This window comes from Cupriavidus sp. SS-3 (assembly GCF_035818815.1).
In the GTDB taxonomy this organism is placed as follows: domain Bacteria; phylum Pseudomonadota; class Gammaproteobacteria; order Burkholderiales; family Burkholderiaceae; genus Cupriavidus; species Cupriavidus taiwanensis_C.
This window is the reverse complement of sequence record NZ_JAYLVT010000013.1, coordinates 1-20,242: the sequence shown is the minus strand read 5'-3', so window position 1 is coordinate 20,242 and position 20,242 is coordinate 1. Positions and strand designations below refer to the sequence as shown.

Sequence of the window (20,242 nt, the reverse complement as noted above, 5' to 3'; positions counted from 1 at the left end):
GAGAATATCCAGCATGCAACAAGATCGAATCACGGTATCCGAAGCCGAACTCCGTCAGCTAGGAACACGCGCGTTCCAGGGCCTCGGCCTGGCCGAACATGACGCCAGCGATGTCGTTGACATCCTCGTACTGGCAGACCTCTTCGGGCTCAGCACCCATGGACTGTCTCGCATTGAATCCTATGGCGAACGACTCCGGTCCGGCGGTATCTCGGCACGCCCCACCATTACCGTCGAACGCGCCGCGCCGGCGCTGGTAAAGGTCGATGGCGGCAACGCGGTCGGTCCGCTCGCTGGCATGAAGGCGCTGCGCGCCGCCATGGAAGTCGCCGGAGAATTCGGCATCGGCATGGCCTTCGTCCGGGGCAGCAATCATTTCGGGCCGGTTTCGCCGTACAGCTACATTGCGGCGCAAGCAGGGTTCGCCAGCATGATTGGCAGCAATGCCACGACGACCATCGCGCCATGGGGCGGAAGCGATGCTCGCCTGGGCAACAGCCCACTGGGCTTCGGCGTACCGGGGCATGACGGCCGCCACTTCCTGCTGGACATGGCAATGAGCGTGGCCGCGCGCGCCAAGATTCGCAATGCACTCAAGGCAGGACAATCCATTCCGGATTCGTGGGCCACCGACGCGCAAGGACGAAGAACCACCGATCCCAAAGCCGCCCTCGATGGCTTCCTGCTGCCGATTGGCGGGCACAAGGGCTATGGGCTGGCACTGATGGTCGATCTCTTCGCTGGATTGCTCTCGGATGCGGCGTACCTGACGCACGTCAAGTCTTGGGTCGATGCACCTGACGAACCCCAGAACCTTGGCCATTTCTTTATCCTGGTCGATACCAGGCGGCTGGGATCGGCGCAATGGCTGGCTGCCCGCATGAAAGACTTTGCAGCCATCCTCCACGGTAGCGCACCGGCCGAGCCTGGCAAGCCTGTCATTGTTCCCGGAGAGATCGAACTGGACAAGCTGGCGCGTCAGCGCGAAGAGGGCATCGCCATGGACCCGGCAGTGAAAGCACTACTGGATCGACATGCGAACGCGAAGACCAACTGAGATTGCACACTCGGAAGCACCATGACAAATGACCATGCACGGCTCGAGCTTGCGCCGACGGGAATCCTTCGCGCATCCATTAATGTGGGCAATCCCATCCTCGCAAACCTCGATGCCGAGGGAAATCCATTCGGCGTTTCAGTAGACCTGGCCGGCGAGTTTGCCCATCGCCTTGGCCTGCCGCTTGAGCTTGTCGTGTTCGATTCCGCGGGAAAGTCGGTCGATGCCGTCACGGCCGAGCAGGCTGACTTCGGGTTCTTTGCCGTCGACCCAGTCCGGGGGGCCGGCATCGCCTTCTCTGAACCCTACGTGCTGATCGAGGGCGCATACCTGGTGAAGCATGAATCCCCCGTCAAGACCAACGATGAAGTCGACCTTGCCGGACGCCGCGTCGTCGTAGGGAAAGGGAGCGCCTACGACCTTTATCTCACTCGTACGCTGAAACATGCACAGATCGTGCGCGCCCCAACGTCTCCATCCGCGGTGCAAACATTCCTGGAAGAAAATGCGGACGTCGCTGCAGGGGTGCGACAGCAATTGGAAGGAGATGCCAGGCGCACTGCGGGCCTGAGGTTGCTGCCGGGCAGGTTTATGGTCATACAGCAGGCAATGGGCCTCCCCAAAGCCCGCAGCGCTGAAGCTGTGGAATGGCTACGGCGGTTCGTCGAGGAGATGAAGGCCTCCGGCTTCGTTGCGGACGCTCTCAGGCGTCACGGAATCGAGGGCGCGTCCGTCGCCGCCGCGAAATCATAGCACTGCAAAAGGCGCTACCGCCGCTCGCCAAGGGGGATTGAACATCGGCCTTTCTTTGCGCTTGGCGAAATCCGGCGCGGGCTGCTGAGCTGGCACGACTGCACGAGAACTTTACAGGGCCGCCATTTCGAAGTCGGCCTGCGAGCGTCGCCCGAAGACAGGAAAGTATTTGTCCTCCCGATCCTTGTGCGCATATGCTGAAACCACCACCTCGCAAGCAACTTCCAGGAGTTCCACCATGGCCAATCGCCAGTTGCGCGGCAGCGGCGAAGCCAGGAAGCCCACCATGCGCTGGATCAAGAACCCGGCTTGGGACCTCGTTTGGGTACTGAATGCGCTGTGGTTAGCCCCTCTGGTCCTTCTGCTGGCCTGGGGTCATGACGACGTGCGCGCCAGCCCGGTGGACGGACTGTTTTTTGCCTTTGCAGTACCCCTATGGTTCGGCCACCGCGTCGCGTCGGCCTGGTTGGCCTACGCAACCCCGGCCTACCGTCCTCTGCTCACGACTCAGCGGCTACGTTTCGTAGTGGCCCCGTTGACCATCGCCGTGGCATGCTTCGCCCTGCTTCTGGCGCCTGAGAGGGTGCTGCCGATCCCGGTGACTGAGCGCGTGGTGTGGCTGGCCGTGCTGGACTACCTGCTGGTGAGTCACCATTTCGCCGCGCAGCATTTTGGGCTACTTAGCCTCTACCGCTCTCGCGCAGGACGAGCATCCGACGCGGTCACGCGACGGCTTGACCGGTGGTTCGCGCTCGTCGTGGGCGGTGGCCTGGTCGTACTGGCAGACGCCTTGGCTGGATCGATAGCCTTCCAGGATCGCTGGGTCGAGCCGCTGCTGGGGGTGGGCTGGTCGGACCTGTTCGCGCGCATACTGCACGATGGCGGCATTGCCTTCGTCATCATCCTGACTGGCCTGATGCTATACGTCGAACTGCGCTCGCAGCGTGCATCGCTGCCGCGCGTGGCCTACGTCCTCAGCGTCTCGTCCATGGTGCTCTTCGCCTTCCTCGCGCGCGACCCGTTCCTGTTCATCGTGCTGTGGAGCGTACAACATTGGAGCGCGGCAATGGGACTCACTTCGCTCGCAGCTTCCGGTAAGGCTCAGGCGCCCGGCACACCTTGGCAGCAACTGCTCGCACCCATCAATCGACGCGGCTGGGCAGTGCTGCTCGTCCTCGCCGTCATCTCCACCTTGCTGCTACCCGTCCTGGAGGTGGAGGCCGTGACCGACGAATACGCCTACGCCGATCGCATCTTCGGCGAGGCGGCGCGCTGGCTGCGCTCCTCGCCTTACGTGCCGGCGCTGCTGGCACTGGGCTTCGCGACTGGCTTCATCCACTACTTGCTGGATCGCGCCGTCTTCCGCTTCTCCTCGCCCGACGTCAGGCAGGCCGCCCGCGGGCTGATCGAATGATGATGCCGCAACCGGCCACTCATGGCTGCGGAATTGCTGCGGTGTCGCCAGGGGACCGATGTAGCGCCGCCAGGCGATACATGCCTGCATAAGGCATGCGCGCTCACACAGCGCGACGCCCCGCATATCTCGGACGTTCGACGGTGGAACTATGCCATCAGGAGCGCCTCGTATTCCTCCCGAAACTGATTGAGGGAACTGTCTACCACCGTCACGGCGCCATCGATTAACCCGCAGCGACCGCTGCCGGGAAGGATGCGGCAAAGGTTTTCCAACGCTTCCAGGTCCGCGCGAACGCCGCGGCCCGTATCGATCCGGTTGAGCAGGCGCATCAGTTGAAAAGTCCCCCCCTTGCACGGCGGGCACTGGCCGCATGAGCCCTGGGCGAAGAAGCTGACGTACTCCGCCACCTTGCGCACGATGCTGGTCCCTTCCGATACCACGATCATCGCGCCGGTGCCCAGCCGCGAGCCCCGTTGCCGCACGGAATCGAAGTCCAGCGCCACATCGAGATCGCGCTTGGTCAGCAGCGTATTGGACGGGCCACCCGTGAAGACCGCCTTGAACTCCTTTCCCTGCAGCATCCCGCAACCATGCCGGAATACCAGCGTCTCCAAGCTCGTGCCCATCGGCAACTCGTACAGGCCGGGCCGCAAGACGTCGCCCGACAACGAGTACAGCTTGGTTCCCGCGGCATGGCCGACGCCGAGGCTGCGATACCACTGGGCACCGTTGCGCAGGATGCCCGGGACGTGGGCCAGCGTCTCGGTGTTGTTGACGACCGTCGGTGCGCCATGCACGCCGTGCTCGGCGGGAAACGGCGGCTTGCGGCGCGGAAACGGGAATCCTCCTTCGACGCTGGCGATGACTGCGGTTTCCTCGCCGCCGATATACAAGCCTGAGCTGGGTACAACGCGGAGCGATACCGGTCCGCCGACCACCCCTGCCAGCTCGGCGAATTGCGGGTGTGCCTGCCATTGCTGCACCGCCTCGCGCATCGTCGCCAGCGACAGCGGCTGATGGGGGTTGACATACAGCACCACATGGTTGGCGCGGGTAGCGACCGCGGCGATCAGCGCGCCCTCGACCACCTGGTGCGGCGTATGTTCCAGCAGGAAGCGGTCCTTGAACGTGCCCGGTTCGTCTTCATTGCCATTGCAGATGATGTATTTTTCAGCGGCAGCCACCGCAGCGACCGCTGCCCATTTTCTATGCGTCGGGAAGCCGGCGCCACCCATCCCGCGCAAGTCCGCCCGCCTGATCTCGGCAATGATTGCGTCCGGCTCTCGCAGGGCCTGCGCCAGCCCCTCTCCGCCGCCGCGTGCCAGCCAGGCATCCAGGTTGGCGCCGACCCGGATGTCCTCGTTGATCAGAACCTCGTTTAGCTGTTCCATGGCGCGCTCCATGCTCCGCCTACATGGTGCCGCCGACAGCCCGACCCGACGCGCCCGTGTCCAACCCTGCATCGACGCGCAGATCGAAATTCGCGTAGCCAGGGAAGAGCTGGGGGGCCTTGACGTGCAGCGGCAGCCCGGCCAGCGTCAGCTCCCGCTGCCACGCGTGCACGTGGCCAATGCCCGCGCGCGCGCCCATGGCGCCGCGCCCGGCTTGCGCCGCGCTGGCACCGGCGCGCCTGCCCATGCTCAGGATATCGAGCAGCGCGTTGCCCATCAGCCGGTTGCGCCCGTGAATCCCGCCCGTGACCTCGCCCACGCAGTACAGCCCCGGCACGTTCGTCATGCCGTTCTTGTCGATGGCAACGCCACCATTCTGGTAGTGCAGGGTCGGATAGACCAGGAAAGGCTCCTGTGCCGCATCCTGTCCGCACTTGTGCGCAAGATGGCGTAGCGTCACGAGTCGACTGGCAAGAATGCCGGGGTTCTCCATTTCCAGCGTCGGCGTGTCGAGGAAGACTCCAACCCTGCCGCCACGCTCGATGCCGCGCCCCTGCGCGCATTCGCGCAGGATCGCCGAGGCCACGATGTCCCGCGGCTTGAGTTCATCGACAAACCTCTCGCCCTCGCCATTGATCAGCTTTGCGCCGGCCGAACGGGCAGCTTCCGATATCAGGCCGCCCGCCAGGTGCGGCGGGTAGGCAATGCCGGTGGGATGGTATTGAAACGAATCCAGCTCGCGCAGCCGCGCGCCGATCCGATAGGCAAGCACCAGGCCATCTGCGGTAGCACCGTAGTGATTGGACGTGGGGAACGCATTCAGGTGCAGGCGCCCCGCCCCTCCGGTTGCAAGAACCACGGCGCGCGCGCGTACCAGCATGAAGGTGCGCCATTCGAGGTTGTAGATCACCGCGCCGGCGCAACGCCCCCGTTCGTCGGACAGCAATTCGACCACGGGGCAGCGGTTCCACACCGCGATTGCGGGTTCCAGGTCCACCGCCTCGCGCAACACGCGCATCATCTCCAATCCGGTGTAGTCCCGGTAGGAGAGGATGCGCGCGGCCGACGCCCCGCCGGGCTTCTTGCGCAGCAGATTGCCGCCCAAGGGCCGGTCCTCCTCCTGGTCAAACATCATACCTAGCCGGATCAGCCAGCGAATCACGTCGGGCCGTCCATCACCATCTGGGCGACCAACTCGGGCTCGCCGCAGAAATGTCCGGCGCGCAAGGTGTCCTCAAAGTGCAATTGAGGGCTGTCGTCCTCGCCGATGGCTGCCTGGATCCCGCCTTCTGCCATCACGGTATTGCTGTCACCGAGGCGCAGCTTGGTGGCGAGAACCACCTGCGCGCCCTGCTTGGCCGCGCTAAGCGCCGCTGCGCAACCGCCACCACCCCCGCCGACGATCAGCACATCTGTGGAGACAAGTTGCGCGCCAGCAATATCGACGTCGTCGATCAGCGCGTTGGCTTGCAGATATCGGGCGAGATCCGGCTGACAAGGCTCGCCGCGATTGACGCCTGCGCCCAGCACCACGCGTGCATTGGGGCCGTGGTCGGGGTGATAGCCCTTGAGCAGTTCGTCGGCGGGAATGTCGTCGCCGCGCATCGTTGGCGCCGTGCCGGGACGGTAGCGCTTGCGCGCGTCTTCGTAGGGGATGCCAGCCGGCATGATGGTTCATCCCTTCAGCGCGGCGGGTGCGCGCCTGCTGCGTCGAAGTCGATCTTCATCTCGCCGTTCTCGATCTGCTGCAATCGCAGCATGAGATTGGCCGGGCGCAGCGTTTGCGCCGCGATCATTCGCCGCACGAACAAGCCGAGATGGTTGGGACGGATATGCTCGGGGCACGCCAGCGTGCAGAGGTTACACATCACACATTCGTCGAAGACCTGGCTCGAAGCTGTCAGCTTGCCTTCGACCGCGAACTTCACCCCGTCCTGGACGTCGAGCCCCTTCGGGCAGGCGCGGTCGCATCCACTGCAGTGACGGCAATGCGCGGCTTCGGGGAACACTTCGGAGATGGTCCGCAAGGCCTCCCAGCTATCGCCGATCTCGTCGATGCGATAGACGTGCCGCTCCGAGGCCGTGAAGTAATCCAGAAACGCGACTTGCATACCGTCCTCGACCAGCGTCTCGCAGGCGAGCGCCGTGCGCACGTCCTGCTCGCCGCTGCGCCGCACCATGACACGGCAAGAGCCGCATACACCCTGGCCCATGCAGCCAACGCCCTCGACAAGCGTTTCTCCCGCCTGCAAAAAGGCCTGCAGGATGGAGCAGTTTGCCGGTGCTTCGAGCTGCCGTCCTTCGACGCTCAGACGTACCATTGCGCGCTCGTTTGGTAGCTGGGCCGGCCAACGCACACTGGCCCCCTAGCCGAAAAGGTCATATAAAAAACCATAGCACACCGATGGTTTTTGCCTAGGCACGCCGCATGACGAATCTGCGGAGCCGCGTGTGCTGTTTCAAGCACTCCGGAGCGGGGACAAAGCGACCAGTTCGGCTATAGGGCGCAAGCGGCTTCAACAGTGATGCAGGTCGCGTACCGTGGTAGCGCTGTGACTTTTGAATTACGTCCTTCTATGCCGGTGATCATGAGTGCCAGCTGGACGCAAACTTCACCGTACTGACTGCCGGCGTCGGTGTGAACCCAACTCTTCTGAGAAGGATCGCAAAATGCTTACAAAACTAAAAGCAGCGTTCCGCTACTTCAATAGTGTGGTCCCGTTCCGACTGGGCCCAGCGCTGATCACCACGGTCGTGCTGATCACCCTGCTGCTGCTGCCCGTGCCTGAGGGGCTCACCTCCAAGGCCTGGGGCCTGGCTGCCATCTTTCTGACCACAATCGTTGCGATCATCCTGAAGGTCATGCCGATCGGGGTGATGGCGATGATGGCCATCGTGGTCCTCTCGCTGTCGCAGGTCACCTCGACCTCCTCCAAGGGAGCGATCGCCGACGCGCTGACCGCCTTCGACAGTCCGCTCATCTGGTTGATCGTGGTGGCCATCCTGATCTCCCGCGGCGTGAAGAAGACCGGCCTGGGCACCCGCGTTGGCCTGCTGTTCATATCCCTGATGGGGAAACGAACGATAGGCATCGGCTATGGTCTGGCCACCTGTGAACTGGTGCTGGCGCCGTTCACGCCGAGCAATACCGCGCGCGGTGGCGGCATCGTACATCCGATCATGAAGTCGATTGCCAACGCGTTCGACTCGGACCCGGCCAACGGCACCGAGGGCAAGGTTGGCACCTACCTGGCCTTGGTCAACTATCACGCCAATCCTATCTCCTCGGCGATGTTCGTGACCGCCACCGCCCCGAACCCCCTGGTGGTGGACTACATTGCCAAGGCAACCAACCAGAATCTGCATCTAAGCTGGACGAGCTGGGCGCTGTGCATGTTGCTGCCCGGTCTGCTATGCATGCTGGTGATGCCGCTGGTGATCTATGTGTTGTCGCCGCCGCAGCTCAAGGCCACGCCCAACGCAGTGGAATATGCGCACGCCGAAATGGCGAAGATGGGCCCAGTGTCGCCGAAGGAAATGGTCATGATATTTACCTTCGCGCTACTGCTGCTGCTGTGGGCCAACGTTCCGGCGATGGTGTTCGGTCCGTCGCTCACGCTGGACCCAACCGTGGTCGCCCTCGTCGGCCTGTTCGTGCTGATCATCACTGGCACCATCGACTGGGACGACGTGCTGTCCGAGAAGAGCGCCTGGGACACGCTGATATGGTTTGGTGCGCTGATCATGCTGGCCGAGCAACTGAACAAGCAAGGCGTGATCACGTGGTTCTCCAAGGGCATGAGCGACGCGATCGTGGCCAGCGGCATTGGCTGGGGCGGCACGGCTGCGATCCTGGTGGCGGTCTTCGTTTTCTCCCACTACCTGTTCGCCAGCACGACGGCGCACATCAGTGCGATGCTGCTTGCCTTCCTGTCAGTCGGAGTCAATCTGATACCGCCAGGGTACGTGGTTCCCTTCATGCTGCTTATGGCGGCCGGCTCGGCGATCATGATGACGCTGACCCACTATGCGACGGGCACCTCGCCGATCATCTTCGGAAGCGGATATGTCACGATGGGAACCTGGTGGCGCGTCGGTTTTGTGATGTGCGTGGTGGAGCTGCTGATCTTCGCCGTGGTCGGGAGCGTCTGGTGGAAGGTGCTTGGCTTCTGGTGAGCACTCAACCGTACGACGCCCGACGCGCGCACTGCGCCGCAAGCTTTCGCGCTCGGCTGGGTTGAGTTCCGGATAAGCCAGTAGCTGCGCTCCGCTGCCATGATTACCGGAGGCACGACGTTGCAGTGTCAAGGCCCACCGCGAAGCCATCCACTTGGCATCCTTTAGACAACGGTTCGGGAAAACTTCACTGATTTGCACGGTCGAGTGGGGGACTCGTTTTCATTGAAACCCATGTCGGCCATCGGCTGCAAAGCCGCCACTGGAACTACCCCCCTCAGTGGCAGAGACGGGGCAACGGCCGCTCACCAGAGGGAAATTTCCCCCTGCAGGCGGGTGCCCGGTTTCGGTATAGCAATGGGCCAAGCATCGAACGCAAGGCGCCACTGCGCTTCAGTCCGGCTAATTCGCACTACTTCTCACCGCAGTTAGGCCAACGTCAAACCACCCCCTCCCCCCGCAGCCGCACCAACTCCTCCTCCCCAATACCCAACTCCCCGTAAACCTCCGCATTGTGTTCCCCCACATCCGGCCCGGTACGCGGTGATGGCGGCGCATAGCCCGAAAACCGCGGCACCACGCAAGGGGCCGGCACCGTGCCCAAATCCGCATCGGGCAGCCTGACGATGGCCTGGCGCGCCACCATCTGCGGGTCTTCGACGATATCGGCGATGCTGAACACCTTGCTGAACGGCACCTGGCATTGTTCCAGCCGCGCCGCGGCGGCGGCGTAGGGCTGCGCGGCGAACCACTCGGCGATGCAGCCGTCGAGGGCTTCGATATGGCGCACGCGACCGGCATTGGTGGCGTATTCCGGTGACTGGGCGAGATGCGGCGCGCCCATGGCCTCGGCCAGCCGGCGGAAGGTGGCGTCGGACGAGGCCACCACGGTGACCCAGGTATCGTCCGCCGTGCGGTACATGTTCGACGGCGCGGCGTAGGTGGTGCGGTTGCCGGCGCGCTGGCGCACATGGCCGAGCCGTTCGTATTCGATGGCGAGCGGGTCCAGCAGGCGGAACAGCGCCTCGGTGGCGGCCAGGTCGATCTCGCGGCCGGGCTGGCCTGGATTGGCGCGCTGCTCCGCCACCGCGGTGGCGATGGCAAAGGCGCCGAACAGGCCGGCGATCATGTCGCCTGTCGGGTAGTTCATATGCATCGGCCCGCTCTGTGCCGTGCCGGCCAGGTTGGTGAAGCCGCTCCTGGCTTCAAAGATGCGGGCAAACCCCGGTCGCGTCGCATCGGGCCCGGTCTGGCCGAAGCCGGTCAGCCGCAGCACGATCAGCCTGGGGTTGGCCGCGTGCAGCGTGGCGAGATCAAGCCCCCAGCGCGCCAGCGTGCCGGTGCGGAAGTTCTCCACCAATACATCGAAGCGCGGCAGCAGGCGCAGGAAGATCTCGCGGCCGCGCGGCGTGCGCACGTCCAGCGAGATGCCGCGCTTGCCACGGTTGGTCACCTTCCAGTACAGCGCGTGGTCCTCGGTGACCGGCTCCAGTCCGCGCAGCGGATCGCTGCCGTCGGGCAGTTCCAGCTTGACCACCTCGGCGCCCATGTCGGCGCACAGCGTGGCGGAGAACGGCGCCGCCACCACGGTGGCCATGTCGAGGATGCGCAACCCGGCGAGCGGGCCGTTGCCCGCTGCTTCGGGCGATACAGGGTGGGCGTGCTGGTCTGGCATGGGGGTCTCCGGCGGCAGGGTTGTCCGCTGCAAGGTGGCAGGCGGCCGGCCGGGGCGCAAGTACGGTTTCGCTCTGCGGAACGGTCGTGCTACAACGTTGACGCCCCCTTTTCCGGATCCCAGCATGGAACCCAAGCAACCACCGCACAGCATGGACCGCCACCCGGAACCCCTGCCCCTGCCAGGCCTGGCCAGCGAGGATGCCCTCGCCACCGACCGCCAGTTCGCCACCAACCTGGCGCGCGGGCTGCAGGTGCTGCGCGCGTTCACGCCGTCCAGCCCGGTGCTGGGCAACCAGGACATCGTGGCGCGCACCGGGCTGCCCAAGGCGACGGTGTCGCGGCTGACGTACACGCTGGGGCTGCTGGGCTTTCTCAGCCGCGTGCCCGGCAACCAGAAGTACCGGCTCGGCGCCGGGGTGCTGGCGCTGGCCTACCCGATGCTGGCCGGGCTGGCGATCCGCCAGGTGGCCCGGCCCTACATGGAGGCCATCGCGCGTGAAACCGGCTGCACCGTGAACCTGGGCATGCGCGAGCGCCTGTCGGTGGTCTACGTCGACAGTTGCCGGCTGGATCCCGGCAACTTCTACCAGCCGGACATCGGCAGCACGCGCCCGCTGCTGGCCAGCGCGATCGGCCGCGCGGTGCTGCTGGCGTGCAGCGCGGACGAGCGCACGGCGCTGCTGAACCGGCTGCGGGTCGAAGACCCGCAGCGCTTCAGCCAGGAGCGCCAGATGTGGACGGAGGACCAGCAGCACTTCCGCGCGCACGGCTATTGCCTGAGCCGCGGCGAGTGGCGGCCCGAGATCCATGCGATCGCGGCGCCGTTGCGCCAGTCGCTGCACCAGGACCCGTTCGCGCTGAACTGCACCATCGCGGCATCGCGCAACCGCGACAACCTGCTGGAGCGCGAGGTGGCGCCAAGGTTGCGCGAAGCGGTGCGGCAGATCGAACTGAGCTGCGCGCGCTGACCCGTTACGGGACAGTGGCGCGACGGCGCAGCCTGCCGGCAATGTCGCCGGCAGGACCAGGACCAGCGGCCCGCCAGAGGCCTGCATGAGACCGACCTCGCGCCCGGCAACGTCCCGGGCGCAGGCAACCAAGGAGACAAGATGGATGCCTTTTACCCATGGCGCCGGCTCGCCGCCGGCATGCTGGCCTGCGCCGCGCTGACACCCGCGGCAACGCTGGCCGCCGCCGACGACGCGGCGCGCTTCCCGGACCGCCCGGTGCGCATCATCGTGCCGTTCTCGGCGGGCGGCGTGGTCGACTCGGTCACCCGCATCACGGCCGAGAACATGGCCAAGGTGCTGCACCAACCGGTGATCGTCGAGAACAAGACCGGCGCCGGCGGCGCCATTGGCGCCGACCTTGTCGCCAGGGCACCTGCCGACGGCTATACGCTGCTGGCGGTCAGCCCCAGCTACGTGGTCGGGCCGCTGCTCAATCCGTCTTTCCAGGGCCAGGGCAAGGGCAAGGGCGGCAAGGACTTCCGCGCCGTGGCCGGCATCGGCGCGGTGCCCAACGTGATCGTGGTGCCGGCCTCGTCGCCGCTGCGCACGCTGCCGCAACTGCTCGACGCGGCACGCAAGCAGCCGGGCACGCTGACCTACGCCAGCGCGGGCATCGGCACCTCCAACCACCTGTCGGCGGAATTGCTGGCGCAGATGACGCACGTCAAGCTGACCCACGTGCCCTACAAGGGCCAGCCCGAGGCGCTGAGCGACCTGCTGGGTGCGCGCGTGTCGATGATGGCGCTGACCTCCGCCATTGCGCGCCAGCAGGTGCAAAGCGGCAAGCTGCGCGCGCTGGCGGTGACCTCGGCCAAACGCACGGCGGTGCTGCCGGACGTGCCCACCGTGGCCGAGGCGGCGCAGTTGCCGGGCTATGAAGTGGGCGCATGGTTCGGGCTGGTGGCGCCGCAGGGCACGCCGGACGCGGTGGTGCGCAAGCTGGCCGAGGCCGCCGCGCGCGCCACCGCCGACCCGGCCACCGCGCGCCGCCTGGCCGAACTCGGCATGGACCTGGCCCCCCAACCCGCAGCCGCGTTCGACCGCTTCCTCGATGCCGAAACCAAAAAATGGACCGGCGTGCTGAAGACCGCCGGCATCACGGCACAGTAGCCGCGCCCCCACCACCCTCAACCCGCCACCGGAAACCCTCCATGATCCGCGACTCCGCCCGCCAGCAAGCGCTGCTTGCCGAACTCCGCCGCTTCGTGCTGGAAACCTGCATCCCGCTCGAGGCGCAGATCGACCAGACCGATGTCATCCCCGAGCCCGTGGTCGAGCAGATGCGCCGCCTCGGCCTGTTCGGCCACAGCATTCCGGAAGCCTACGGCGGCGCCGGCCTGACCACCGAAGAGCTGGCGCAGGTGAACATCGAAGTGTCGCAGGCGGCCACGGTGTTCCGCGCCCGTTTCGGCGGCAACACCGGCATTGCCTCGGAGTCGCTGGTGGCCGACGGCACCGAGGCGCAGCGCCAGCGCTACCTGCCGCAGCTGGCGTCGGGCAAGGTCACCGGCTGCTTCGCGCTGACCGAACCGGAGGCTGGTTCGGATGCCACCGCGCTGCAGACCACCGCCAGGCAGGACGGCGACCACTACGTGCTGAACGGCAGCAAGTGCTTTATCACCAATGCGCCGATCGCCGACCTGTTCACCGTGTTCGCCCGCACCGACCCCGCGATGCCGGGCGCGCACGGCATCAGTGCCTTCCTGGTCGAGCGCGGCACGCCGGGCCTGAGCACCGGCGAGCCGGAGCGCAAAATGGGCCAGCACGGCTCGCCCGTGGGCGACGTCTACCTGAAGGATTGCCGCGTGCCGGCCAGCGCCATCGTCGGCGGCAAACCCAATGCGGGCTTCAAGACCGCGATGAAGGCCCTGAACAAGCAGCGCATCAACCTGGCCGGCCTGTGCGTGGGGCCGGCGATCCGGCTGGTCGACGAGATGGTCCGCTACGCGGCGCAGCGCCGCCAGTTCGGCAAGCCGATTGCCGACTACCAGCTGGTGCAGCAGATGATTGCCGACAGCAACACGGAACTGCACGCCGCCCGCGCGCTGGTGCTCGAGACCGCGCGCAAGCGCGATGCCGGCGAGGACGTGACCATGGAGGCGTCGATGTGCAAGCTGTTCGCCTCCGAAATGGCCGGCCGCGTGGCGGACCGCGCGGTGCAGGTGTTCGGCGGCAGCGGGTATATGGCCCGCACCGTCGCCGAGCGCTTCTATCGCGATGTGCGGCTGTTCCGGCTGTATGAAGGCACCACGCAGATCCACCAGCTCAATATTGCCCGCCGCACCCTGGAAGCGCGCGGCGCCGCGCTGGAGGGTGCCGGCGCAGGCTGATTGCCGGATCTATGCACTACGGCGGGGCGGGCCTGTGCGCGTGCACGGCCGCGCCCCCTGCCCGACGCGCGGCCACCACGGCCGCGCAGCAGCAAGCCAATCCCCTCCACAACAGCGCCCCGGGCCGCCCAGCGCCCGGCATCGCGCCCGCAAAAGTGCTTAACCAAGCATATTTCGTTGCGAAAAATCCCCGCTGAATCCGGCCCGCCTTGCGCTGCCGCGTGACCGTTCTATCCCGTCCACCTAGTCTGCATGCAGACGTTGGATTGGTGGAAGTCCCGTCACAATCCTTGGCTAAGACTGGCACAGTGGTCGCTACACGAAAACGCGTCCCATGGCACGCCGGCAGCCGGCGCGCCACCAGGGAACATTGCGCCCGGCACCCCCCACGCATGGGCGGCTGGCTTTGGCGCAAACGCCATGCAAGCCTTGCCGCTTCCCTCCGATTCATATTTATCTGTTGAAGGACGACCGATGCTCTCCGAAGCCGCGCCTGTGCAATCCCGCCACCATGCCTGCCGCAGCAAGGCCCCGACCCTGCCGCCCTGGATCACCACGCGCATGGCGCAGCATTTCGAGGAACGCATGGGCAAGCTCTGGGGCGGGGACCACCTGCTGCACGGGCTGACGCCCGGACCCGACGCGCTGCACCTGAGCAGCAACGACTACCTGTGCCTGCTGGGCGAAGCTTCGCTGGTGCAGGCGCAGGCGCGCGCCTTTGTCGATGACGCGCCGGAGCTGCTGATGTCGTCCGTGTTCATGCACGGCGATACGCCTCAGAGGCGGGTCGAACGCAAGATCGCGGACCTGATGCAGGCCGAGGACGGGCTGATCGCCCAGTCCGGCTGGGCCGCCAACGTTGGCCTGGTGCAGTGCATCGCCGGCCCCGGCATTCCGGTCTATATCGACATGAACGGGCATGCCTCGCTGTGGGAAGGCATCATCGCCGCGGGCGCGCAGGCGGTGCCGGTGCGCCATAACGATTGCGATCATGTACGCCGCCAGCTGGAGCGCTTCGGCCCGGGCGTGATCATGGTGGATTCGGTCTACAGCACCACCGGCAGCGTGGCGCCGCTGGTGGACTATGTCGAACTGGCCGAGGCGTCCGGCTGCGTGCTGGTGGTGGACGAATCGCACTCGCTGGGCACGCATGGCCCGCGCGGCGGCGGGCTGGTGCCGGCGCTGGGGCTGTCCGAGCGCGTGCATTTCCGCACCGCGTCGCTGGCCAAGGCCTTTGCCGGGCGCGCCGGCTATGTGGCCTGCTCCACTGCCTTCAAGGATTTCTACGCGGTGGAATCGCGGCCGGCGATCTTCAGCTCCGGGCTGCTGCGCCACGAGATCGCGTGGTTCGACGCGGTGGCGGACTTCATTGCCGCCGCGGACGAGCGCCGGGAGCGGCTGCATGCCCTCACCCGCGATACCCGTGCCGCGATCTCCGCACTGGGCTACAACATCAGCGAGGGCTCCGAGCAGATCATCGGGCTCGAGGCGGGCACCGAGCCGCAGGTGAAGGTGCTGCGCGACGCGCTGCAGCGGCGCGGCATCTTCGGCGCGGTATTCTGTGCGCCGGCCACCCCGAAGAACCGGGCATTGATGCGACTTACGCTGCATGCGAAACTTGGCGCCACCGAAATCGACCGCCTGGTCGGTGTGCTCGCCAGCATCCGCGACGAAGTCCGGCTGGAAGAGTGGTCCTCGACGCGCCGGGCACGGCGCAAGTCCTGAAAATCCCACAAGCGGGCCGATCGCAGGCATCCGCGAGGAGTAGTCCTGGAGATGGATGCAAAGGTAGCGCAAGCGGAGGACGGCCGCCCCAACCTTGCCGGGCTGGCGCGCCAGGCATGGCAGGCCGTGTTCGAGACCGCCGCGCGGGCCACGCTGCTGGACGAGGAAAGCGTCATCCGCCTGCGGCGGATCCAGATGGTGGGCGCGCTGGGCGTGGTGGGGCACCCGCTTTACTACGTGATCTGGTCCTATGTGTTCCCGCAGCCCTATGAAAACCTGTGGCTGCGGCTGGCCTGCACCGCGCTGTTCGTGCCGCTGCTGTTCGCCTCGGCGTTCTCGGGCCGGCGCTGGCTGCCGCCCTATGCGCTCTTTGCCATCACGATAGGCCTGCCGTTCGCCTTTATCTTTTTCTACCTGGAGAACGGCGGCTCGATGGTGTGGGCCGAATCGGTGATCATCGCCGTGGTGATCCTGTATCACTTCAACACCGCCTTCGCCACCATTGCCCTGTTCTCGGGTGCGGCGGCCGCGATAGCGCTGTTCGTGCTGGCCGGCAACTCCATGGGCGGCATCCCGTGGGAGCCGGTGCTGCTGCAGTTGCCGGTGATCGGCTTCGTGATCGCGGTGCTGGTGGTGATCAAGATGGACCGCCAGCTGCTGGCCGAGCAGAAGCGGCGCGGCATGGCCGCCGCGCTGGCGACCGTCGCGCACGAGCTGCGCACGCCGCTGACCAGCCTGGCCATGACCGCCAGGGGCCTCAAGGCCCGGCTGCCGGCGGCGCTGGACCAGGACACGCCGCAGCGCGACGGCCTGATGCAGGCGGTGGCCCGGATGGAGTCAGACCTGGCCCATATCAGCAACAGCATCGAACTGCTGGTGGCCAACTCCAAGAACCCGGAAAACGCCACGCAGGCACTGTTCGAAGTGGGCGAGGTGATCCGCGACGCCGTCGGCCGCTTTCCGTTCGAACCGGGCGACATGGAACGGGTCACGGTGGACCTGCCCGGCCGCGCCTACGTGATGGGCAACGCCCAGCTGTTCGGCCTGGTCACGACCAACCTGCTGAAGAACGCGCTGGAAGCAATCCGGCGCGCCGGCAAGGGCACCATCCATATCCGCTGCGAGGTCGAGCCCGACGCGGTCCACGTGGTGTTCCGCGACACCGCCACCGGTGTGCCGCCGCAGGTGCTGGCGCGGATGTTCCAGCCCTTCTTCTCCTATCCCGCGCACCGCGGCACCGGCATCGGCCTCGCGTTCTGCCAGAAGGTGCTGGGCAGCTGGGGCGCCGGCATCAGCTGCCGCTCCGAGGAACACGTGTTTACCGAGTTCGACATGCGCTTCCCGCGCAAGGGCAAGTGGCCGGAGCCGCAGCAGCCTGACGCGTCGTAGCCCGCGCCGGCCAGCCACCGGCGCGGCTTGCGCCGGCCCTTACACCACGCCGGCCGCCTTGAGCGCGGCCACCTGCCCCGCATCCATGCCGAGCAAATCGCCCAGCACGCGCTCCGTGTCCTGCGACAGCAGCGGCGGCGCGGCGCGCACCGGCACGCGTTCGCCGTCGAGCCGGTACGGCGGCGCCAGCACTTCCACACGGCCGGTTTCCGGATTGGGCAGTTCGGCCAGCAGGCCGGCTTCGGCCGAGCGCCGCGAGCGCAGCGCCTCGAGCAGCCCCAGCACCTCGCCGCACGGAATGCCGGCGGCGCTCAGGCGTGCCAGCAGCAGCTCGCGCGGGCGGCGTGCCAGTTCGGCGCGCAGTTCCGGCAGCAGCGCCTGGCGGTTGGCCGAGCGGCCGGTGTTGGTGGCGAAGCGCTCGTCGGCGGCCAGGTCCGGGCGCTCGATCACCTCGGTGCAGAAGCGCTGGAACTGCGCGTTGTTGCCGACCGTGATCACCAGCGGGCCATCGGCCGCGTCGAACACGCCGTAGGGCACGATCGACGGATGGGCATTGCCGTACTTGGGCGGGTCCTCGCCCATCAGCAGCGCCTCCAGGCCGTAGTAGGCGGTGATCATCAGGCCGCAGTCGTACAGCGCCATTTCCACGTGGCGCCCCTGGCCGGTGCGCTGGCGGTCGTACAGCGCGGCCAGCACGGCCTGCGCCGAATACATGCCGGTGAACATGTCGACCACCGCGGTGCCAAACTTCAGCGGTCCCTGCCCTTCCTCGCCATTCAGTGCCATCAGGCCGGCCTCGCCCTGCACCACCAGGTCGTAGCCGGGGCGGGTCGCCTCCGGGCCGTTGCTGCGGTAGCCGGTGATCGAGCAATAGACCAGCCCCGGGTTGATCGCCTTCAGCGCCTCGTAGCCCAGCCCCATCTTGTCGATGCCGCCGAACTTGAAGTTCTGCACCAGCACGTCGCACTTCGCCGCCAGTTCGCGCACGATGCGCTGGCCTTCGGGCTGCTGCAGGTCGATGCCGATGGACTGCTTGTTGCGGTTGGCGCTGTTGAAGTAGGCGGTGTTGCGCGTGCCCACGCGCAGGCCCCAGTCGCGCGTATCGTCGCCGCGGCCAGGGTGTTCGACCTTGATGACCTCCGCGCCCAGGTCGCCCAGCGCCTGCGTGCACATCGGTCCGGCCAGCACGCGGGACAGGTCCAGCACGCGCACGCCAGCCAGCGGCAGGCGCGGGGATTGATTGGTGTCAGCCATGCGGCGATCTCCTTGTGTGTGTCTCTCCCGGGCTTGCGATGGATCGGCCCGGGCTTCGCCCGGATTTTGCACTGTCAAGGCGTGGTCGACAATTCCATGGATCATTGACACGGTGTCAACCAAAAATTAACACTCCGCCGCCGCCAGCCAGATGGCGGCGGTGTACAGCGGGTTTACCTTAGTGCGCGGCAACACAAGAGTTTGGGGGGAATCGCCCTACTGCCCGTGCCCGCCCCATCCCTAGTATTGACTCACCGCGGCGACGCAAGCCTCGCCAGCGGGAACAGGCCAGACCTGCCTGCCACGCATCGCCAGCATCCCTGACCACCTCGTCGAAGCCAGCCGCTCACCCGCTGAACGGCTGCGGATGCGGTCGCGGATACGGCGGAAAAAAGAACCAAGGAGACAACCATGCTGCACGACCTGCCCGCCCGCCCCGAGACCATCCACTGGGGCTACTTCGATGCCACCCAGGCGCCCGCGCTGACCGTGAAGAGCGGCGACCTGATCCGCGCCGAAGCGGTGACCCACCATGCCGGCGACGCCCCCGACCTGATGATGGACGACGCCATCCGCGAGATCTACCGCAAGATTCCGCACGACGACCGCCACCCGGGCGTGCATATCATGACCGGGCCGATCTATGTCGAAGACGCCAGGCCAGGCGATGTGCTGGAGGTGCGCTACCTGCAGATGATTCCGCGCTTCCGCTTCGGCGCCAATGTCGCTGCCAACTGGGGACAGCTGTATAAGGAGTTCGAGAAGGAACGGGTCACCATCTACGAGCTGGACCAGGCCTCCAACACCGCGCATGCGCTCTACGCCTATGACTATCCCGGCAAGCTGACCATCCCCGGCAAGGTGGTCGACGAGCGCGAATGCTGCCGCCAGCCCGCTCTGGCCGGCGTGCGCGTTCCCGTGCGGCCGCACCTTGGCACCGCCGGCGTCGCGCCCGACGCGCGCGGCCGCGTCACCACCGTCGAGCCCGGGCTGCACGGCGGCAATATCGACAACTGGCGCATCGGCGCGGGCGCGACCATGTACTACCCGGTGCAGGTCGACGGTGCCCTGTTCTCCATCGGCGACCCGCATATCTCGCAGGGCGACGGCGAAGTCAGCGGCACCGCGATCGAGGCCTCGCTGAACGTGCTGTTCCAGATCGTGCTGCGCAAGGACTTCCATTTCCCCTCGCCGCTGCTGGAAACACCGGACTGCTGGGTGGTGCACGGCTTCCACGAGGACCTCGATGAAGCCGGCAAGAACGCGGCGCGCGACATGATCCACCTGCTGACCGAGCAACAGGGGCTGTCGCGCGACGATGCCTACTCGCTGATGAGCGTGTCGGCGGACTTCGGCGTGACCCAGGTGGTCGATGGCACCCAGGGCATCCACTGCACCATGCCGCGCACCATCTTCCCGCCCAAGGGCAAGGGCTGAGCCGACACCATCGACGGAGAACGCGCATGCAATACGTCTACATAGGCCGCAACGAACTGGTGGCGCTGGTGGTCGGGCTGGTGACCGGCACGCTGTATTCCTGGCTCGACCTGCCGATTCCCGCGCCGAATGTCACCGGCGGGATCTGCGCGATCCTGTTCACCTACATCGGCTACCTGATCGTGCACGCGTGGCGCCGGACCATCGCCTTCGGGCGGCCGCCGGCCAGCCACTGAATCATCGCAACTCATGCGTTGGGGGAATGACATGGTGGAAATCGCATTGGGCAGTACCGAACTGCAGGCCGCGGCCGTTGGCCTCGTGACGGGTCTTCTTTACACTGCGGTACGGGCGCCGATACCGGCCCCGAACGTGCTGGGCGGCATCTTCGCCATCTTCGGCACCTTCGCCGGCTTTGTCCTGGTAGCCGCGATGCGGGGGCAGCTGCTGATCGGCTAAGGCATCGCCAGGCCTTCGCCAGCAACGTTGCGGCGGGGGGGGGGGGGGGGGGGGGGGGGGGGGGGGGGGGGGGGGGGGGGGGGGGGGGGGGGGGGGGGGGGGGGGTGTGTGGGGGGGGGGGGGGGGGGGGGGGGGGGGGGGGGGGGGGGGGGGGGGGGGGGGGGGGG

General features: G+C 66.5%; 17 protein-coding genes and 1 pseudogene. 12 read left to right on the top strand and 6 right to left on the bottom strand.

Going from position 1 to position 20,242, the window contains the following annotated elements; translation table 11 throughout:
* The first annotated feature begins 13 nt into the window (after positions 1-13).
* Both U9J39_RS19895 and U9J39_RS19890 read left to right on the top strand, forming a co-directional pair.
* Entirely contained in the window at positions 14-1,057 is a 1,044-nt protein-coding gene (locus U9J39_RS19895; protein ID WP_116313439.1) for an Ldh family oxidoreductase, read from the top strand.
* Between the two features lie 21 nt (positions 1,058-1,078).
* On the top strand, positions 1,079-1,810 hold the full coding sequence (locus tag U9J39_RS19890; protein WP_326347841.1) for an ABC transporter substrate-binding protein: 732 nt from the start codon (positions 1,079-1,081) through the stop codon (positions 1,808-1,810).
* 111 nt (positions 1,811-1,921) lie between these two features.
* Here the strand turns inward: U9J39_RS19890 and U9J39_RS19885 are convergent, their stop codons facing one another.
* On the bottom strand, positions 1,922-2,050 hold the full coding sequence (locus U9J39_RS19885; RefSeq protein ID WP_256461645.1) for a hypothetical protein: 129 nt from the start codon (positions 2,048-2,050) through the stop codon (positions 1,922-1,924).
* On the opposite strand from U9J39_RS19885, the gene U9J39_RS19880 reads away from it, so the two are divergent.
* Entirely contained in the window at positions 2,049-3,224 is a 1,176-nt protein-coding gene (locus U9J39_RS19880) for a hypothetical protein (protein WP_115712217.1), read from the top strand. The genes U9J39_RS19885 and U9J39_RS19880 overlap by 2 nt on opposite strands.
* Positions 3,225-3,373: 149 nt before the next feature.
* Here U9J39_RS19880 and U9J39_RS19875 read toward each other — a convergent pair whose 3' ends face one another.
* From U9J39_RS19875 to U9J39_RS19865, 3 genes and pseudogenes are all read right to left on the bottom strand, one after another.
* A complete protein-coding gene (locus U9J39_RS19875) occupies positions 3,374-4,618 on the bottom strand; it encodes a complex I 51 kDa subunit family protein (protein WP_326347840.1) in 1,245 nt (414 codons plus the stop codon).
* 19 nt (positions 4,619-4,637) lie between these two features.
* Positions 4,638-6,286, bottom strand: a pseudogene (locus tag U9J39_RS19870) (FAD-binding protein).
* A gap of 14 nt (positions 6,287-6,300) precedes the next feature.
* Positions 6,301-6,939 carry a 2Fe-2S iron-sulfur cluster-binding protein gene (locus U9J39_RS19865; protein ID WP_115700988.1) on the bottom strand — a complete coding sequence of 213 codons (639 nt, stop codon included), beginning with the start codon at positions 6,937-6,939 and terminating at the stop codon, positions 6,301-6,303.
* 349 nt (positions 6,940-7,288) lie between these two features.
* Between U9J39_RS19865 and U9J39_RS19860 the strand changes: the two genes are divergently transcribed.
* Positions 7,289-8,794: a DASS family sodium-coupled anion symporter gene (locus U9J39_RS19860; RefSeq protein ID WP_115712209.1), complete on the top strand. Its 1,506-nt coding sequence runs from the start codon at positions 7,289-7,291 to the stop codon at positions 8,792-8,794.
* Positions 8,795-9,233: 439 nt separating this feature from the next.
* Here the strand turns inward: U9J39_RS19860 and U9J39_RS19855 are convergent, their stop codons facing one another.
* Positions 9,234-10,469, bottom strand: a complete 1,236-nt coding sequence (locus U9J39_RS19855) for a CaiB/BaiF CoA transferase family protein (protein WP_326347839.1) — start codon at positions 10,467-10,469, stop codon at positions 9,234-9,236.
* A 124-nt stretch (positions 10,470-10,593) separates the two neighbouring features.
* Between U9J39_RS19855 and U9J39_RS19850 the strand changes: the two genes are divergently transcribed.
* The 5 genes from U9J39_RS19850 (at position 10,594) to U9J39_RS19830 (ending at position 16,925) form a co-directional block, all read left to right on the top strand.
* On the top strand, positions 10,594-11,439 hold the full coding sequence (locus U9J39_RS19850) for an IclR family transcriptional regulator (protein ID WP_373429547.1): 846 nt from the start codon (positions 10,594-10,596) through the stop codon (positions 11,437-11,439).
* 141 nt (positions 11,440-11,580) lie between these two features.
* The gene (locus tag U9J39_RS19845; protein WP_326347838.1) at positions 11,581-12,591 is read left to right on the top strand and encodes a tripartite tricarboxylate transporter substrate binding protein; all 1,011 of its coding nucleotides are present in this window, start codon (positions 11,581-11,583) and stop codon (positions 12,589-12,591) included.
* Positions 12,592-12,632: 41 nt separating this feature from the next.
* Entirely contained in the window at positions 12,633-13,811 is a 1,179-nt protein-coding gene (locus tag U9J39_RS19840; protein ID WP_116380754.1) for an acyl-CoA dehydrogenase family protein, read from the top strand.
* A 474-nt stretch (positions 13,812-14,285) separates the two neighbouring features.
* Positions 14,286-15,536 carry an alpha-hydroxyketone-type quorum-sensing autoinducer synthase gene (gene cqsA / locus U9J39_RS19835; RefSeq protein ID WP_115712199.1) on the top strand — a complete coding sequence of 417 codons (1,251 nt, stop codon included), beginning with the start codon at positions 14,286-14,288 and terminating at the stop codon, positions 15,534-15,536.
* Between the two features lie 51 nt (positions 15,537-15,587).
* A complete protein-coding gene (locus U9J39_RS19830; RefSeq protein WP_115682327.1) occupies positions 15,588-16,925 on the top strand; it encodes a sensor histidine kinase in 1,338 nt (445 codons plus the stop codon).
* 39 nt (positions 16,926-16,964) lie between these two features.
* Here the strand turns inward: U9J39_RS19830 and U9J39_RS19825 are convergent, their stop codons facing one another.
* Complete coding sequence (locus U9J39_RS19825) at positions 16,965-18,179, bottom strand: CaiB/BaiF CoA transferase family protein (RefSeq protein WP_115682326.1); 1,215 nt, start codon at positions 18,177-18,179, stop codon at positions 16,965-16,967.
* Between the two features lie 411 nt (positions 18,180-18,590).
* Here U9J39_RS19825 and U9J39_RS19820 point away from each other — a divergent pair, with 411 nt between their 5' ends.
* The 3 genes from U9J39_RS19820 to U9J39_RS19810 are packed head-to-tail and all read left to right on the top strand — an operon-like array spanning position 18,591 to position 20,075.
* Positions 18,591-19,616: an acetamidase/formamidase family protein gene (locus U9J39_RS19820; protein WP_115712194.1), complete on the top strand. Its 1,026-nt coding sequence runs from the start codon at positions 18,591-18,593 to the stop codon at positions 19,614-19,616.
* A gap of 26 nt (positions 19,617-19,642) precedes the next feature.
* On the top strand, positions 19,643-19,852 hold the full coding sequence (locus U9J39_RS19815; protein ID WP_115682324.1) for a XapX domain-containing protein: 210 nt from the start codon (positions 19,643-19,645) through the stop codon (positions 19,850-19,852).
* A 31-nt stretch (positions 19,853-19,883) separates the two neighbouring features.
* The gene (locus U9J39_RS19810) at positions 19,884-20,075 is read left to right on the top strand and encodes a DUF1427 family protein (protein ID WP_012355164.1); all 192 of its coding nucleotides are present in this window, start codon (positions 19,884-19,886) and stop codon (positions 20,073-20,075) included.
* Positions 20,076-20,242: the final 167 nt, after the last annotated feature.

Bases quoted from the DNA above. Each gene is read 5' to 3' on its own strand.
- U9J39_RS19895 (WP_116313439.1), top strand. From the start codon at position 14: ATGCAACAAGATCGAATCACGGTATCCGAAGCCGAACTCCGTCAGCTA.
- U9J39_RS19880 (WP_115712217.1), top strand. From the start codon at position 2,049: ATGGCCAATCGCCAGTTGCGCGGCAGCGGCGAAGCCAGGAAGCCCACC.
- U9J39_RS19850 (WP_373429547.1), top strand. From the start codon at position 10,594: ATGGAACCCAAGCAACCACCGCACAGCATGGACCGCCACCCGGAACCC.
- U9J39_RS19845 (WP_326347838.1), top strand. From the start codon at position 11,581: ATGGATGCCTTTTACCCATGGCGCCGGCTCGCCGCCGGCATGCTGGCC.
- U9J39_RS19815 (WP_115682324.1), top strand. From the start codon at position 19,643: ATGCAATACGTCTACATAGGCCGCAACGAACTGGTGGCGCTGGTGGTC.
- U9J39_RS19855 (WP_326347839.1), bottom strand. From the start codon at position 10,469: ATGCCAGACCAGCACGCCCACCCTGTATCGCCCGAAGCAGCGGGCAAC.
- U9J39_RS19825 (WP_115682326.1), bottom strand. From the start codon at position 18,179: ATGGCTGACACCAATCAATCCCCGCGCCTGCCGCTGGCTGGCGTGCGC.
- cqsA (WP_115712199.1), top strand. From the start codon at position 14,286: ATGCTCTCCGAAGCCGCGCCTGTGCAATCCCGCCACCATGCCTGCCGC.
- U9J39_RS19865 (WP_115700988.1), bottom strand. From the start codon at position 6,939: ATGGTACGTCTGAGCGTCGAAGGACGGCAGCTCGAAGCACCGGCAAAC.
- U9J39_RS19885 (WP_256461645.1), bottom strand. From the start codon at position 2,050: ATGGTGGAACTCCTGGAAGTTGCTTGCGAGGTGGTGGTTTCAGCATAT.
- U9J39_RS19875 (WP_326347840.1), bottom strand. From the start codon at position 4,618: ATGGAACAGCTAAACGAGGTTCTGATCAACGAGGACATCCGGGTCGGC.
- U9J39_RS19820 (WP_115712194.1), top strand. From the start codon at position 18,591: ATGCTGCACGACCTGCCCGCCCGCCCCGAGACCATCCACTGGGGCTAC.
- U9J39_RS19860 (WP_115712209.1), top strand. From the start codon at position 7,289: ATGCTTACAAAACTAAAAGCAGCGTTCCGCTACTTCAATAGTGTGGTC.
- U9J39_RS19810 (WP_012355164.1), top strand. From the start codon at position 19,884: ATGGTGGAAATCGCATTGGGCAGTACCGAACTGCAGGCCGCGGCCGTT.
- U9J39_RS19840 (WP_116380754.1), top strand. From the start codon at position 12,633: ATGATCCGCGACTCCGCCCGCCAGCAAGCGCTGCTTGCCGAACTCCGC.
- U9J39_RS19890 (WP_326347841.1), top strand. From the start codon at position 1,079: ATGACAAATGACCATGCACGGCTCGAGCTTGCGCCGACGGGAATCCTT.
- U9J39_RS19830 (WP_115682327.1), top strand. From the start codon at position 15,588: ATGGATGCAAAGGTAGCGCAAGCGGAGGACGGCCGCCCCAACCTTGCC.